Here is a 1,953-nt window from a genome sequence, read left to right as displayed (position 1 = left end):
GCGGCCTGTGACAATTGGTTGGTCAGGGTCACCTTCCAAGAAGGAGACAATCACTTCATGGCCCACACGGGGAATCGCCATAATGCCATATTGGCTGCCCGCCCAGCCTTGGGATACACGGACCCAACAGCTTGATGCATCATCACTGTTGCCATAGCGGTCCCACGGGAACTGCACTTTCACCCGCCCGTGTTCATCACAGAAAATCTCTTCGCCTTCAGGGCCGGTGACTATGGCGATTTGCGGCCCTTGTACACAAGGTTTCGCTTGTGGTGTGGGTCGCCACGGGCGGTGAGCCGGAATGACTGAAAAGGTATTGTGGAAGGTCGTCATGCCGTCGCCGCCATGCTCTTCTAATGCTTGCGGTTGTGTGCCGTCAAAGGTAGCACTGACGATAGTCCAGTTGCGGTTGTTGGCCTCCTCGGGGTGCTCTTCCAGCGTGAAGAGGTGTCCGGGGTACAGGGGCAACACATTGCTTGATGCGGTCGCCGTGATGGCATCGCTTCTTAAATGCTCAAGGCGATATTGGGTAAAGGGTTTGCCCGCGCTGTCCGCTTTATAGCGGCCGGGGTAATCGAAGTGTTCATAGGTCCCGCGTTGGTAGGTCATCTCTGTGCCTGTGGCATCATGCAAGAAGCCGTAGGCAGGCTTTTTAAAACTGTAATCTTTGAGCTGTGCAGACGACGGTTTTACTTGGGTGATTTTTTGCCAAGCGCGCACAAACGGCGTGGTACTGAGACCGCCGGGGTTGACGTTATACAGCAAGGGCGACGGGATGACAGGCAACGCCTGCACTTCGTCGGTAAACAGGACGGTGTGGCTGTTCTCGTTGTGGTAGAAGGCATAGAACATCCCTTCTTCAGCGGCGAGTCGCTCGACAAAGGCCAAATCTGATTCTCGATACTGCACGCAGTACTCGCGTGGCTCAGGGTTACCGGAAATCGAAAATGCGTAGTCATCAATGCCCATTTCTTGCAAGAGGACACTGATAATCTCAGGGACGGTTTTGTGCTGGAAAATACGGCTGTTCTGACGAAGCGAAAGGCGGGCGAGGGCAGGGACTATTTCCAATGAATATAGGGTGTAATGAAACCCCGTATCGCCAACAGTAAATTGGCGAATAATGCCATGAAAGCGTTGTTGGATTTCCCCGTCTTGCCATAAACGCAAGCAGACGTTGCGGTCGACGGTGTCCATCGCCGAGAGGGATTCATCACGACTGGCGAGTTGCACCTGAAACGAAAAGGGGGAAGACAGGGAGGCGTTACCCGAAAATGCCGTTACCGCGAACGTGTCTTCCGGTAACCCTTCCACCGTGAGTGTAAATTGCAGACCGCTTTGCCTTGCCATACTGCGAAACCTTAACAACTGACCGTATTGTCCCGAGCGCGGGAAATGCTTGTAGCAGGAAACCCGTCCGAAGACGGGTTAGCGGCAAGTCCGAAGGAAACCCCGACCGGACTTGCTGTTGCAGTGCAAACCTGTGATTAGGCTTCGATTGGCGTGCGCCAGTCATCTGCACCGGACGTGCCAGCGACAGTGTGTTCCCAATCAATCTTGCGGTACGCTACAGACACGGTGACCAGTTGCGTGAACTCTTTCTTGTTCGCGTCTTGGCAGTGTGGCATTTGGCAATCAATATCAATGATGGTGCCGTCAGTCAGGATGGTAGAGAAGAAATGCTCTTGCTTGCCTTCGACCGAGGTGCGGTACCACTTAAGTTCCACTTTTGGCAGCATCTCACCCGATGCCAATGCGTTGTACATCAGTGGAACGGCTTTGTTCAGCGCCACGGTGAATTTGAACGGCTTGTGTACACGTTGGCCAGAAGGCTGACCGCTTTGTGGGTCAGTAGGTACCGTCACGATGTGGTCAAAGGCTTGCACCAGCATTTGGTCTTCGTGGCCTTCTACATAGATGTTACCGACAGAATCCACGGTGAACGCACCTGCA

Annotated in this window: 2 protein-coding genes; both read right to left on the bottom strand. The window is 53.8% G+C overall.

Annotated elements, in window-relative coordinates:
* Positions 1 to 1,350, bottom strand: a 1,350-nt coding sequence (gene tssI / locus LRP49_RS25065; RefSeq protein WP_274146391.1) for a type VI secretion system tip protein TssI/VgrG, incomplete at its 3' end; no start/stop codon positions are given.
* A gap of 137 nt (positions 1,351 to 1,487) precedes the next feature.
* The coding region (locus LRP49_RS25060; protein ID WP_274146389.1) for an Hcp family type VI secretion system effector at positions 1,488 to 1,953 on the bottom strand (466 nt) is incomplete at its 5' end.

Origin of the sequence: Enterovibrio qingdaonensis (assembly GCF_028683135.1) — a bacterium.
In the GTDB taxonomy this organism is placed as follows: domain Bacteria; phylum Pseudomonadota; class Gammaproteobacteria; order Enterobacterales; family Vibrionaceae; genus Enterovibrio; species Enterovibrio qingdaonensis.
This window is presented reverse-complemented; position numbering and strand designations above follow the sequence as displayed.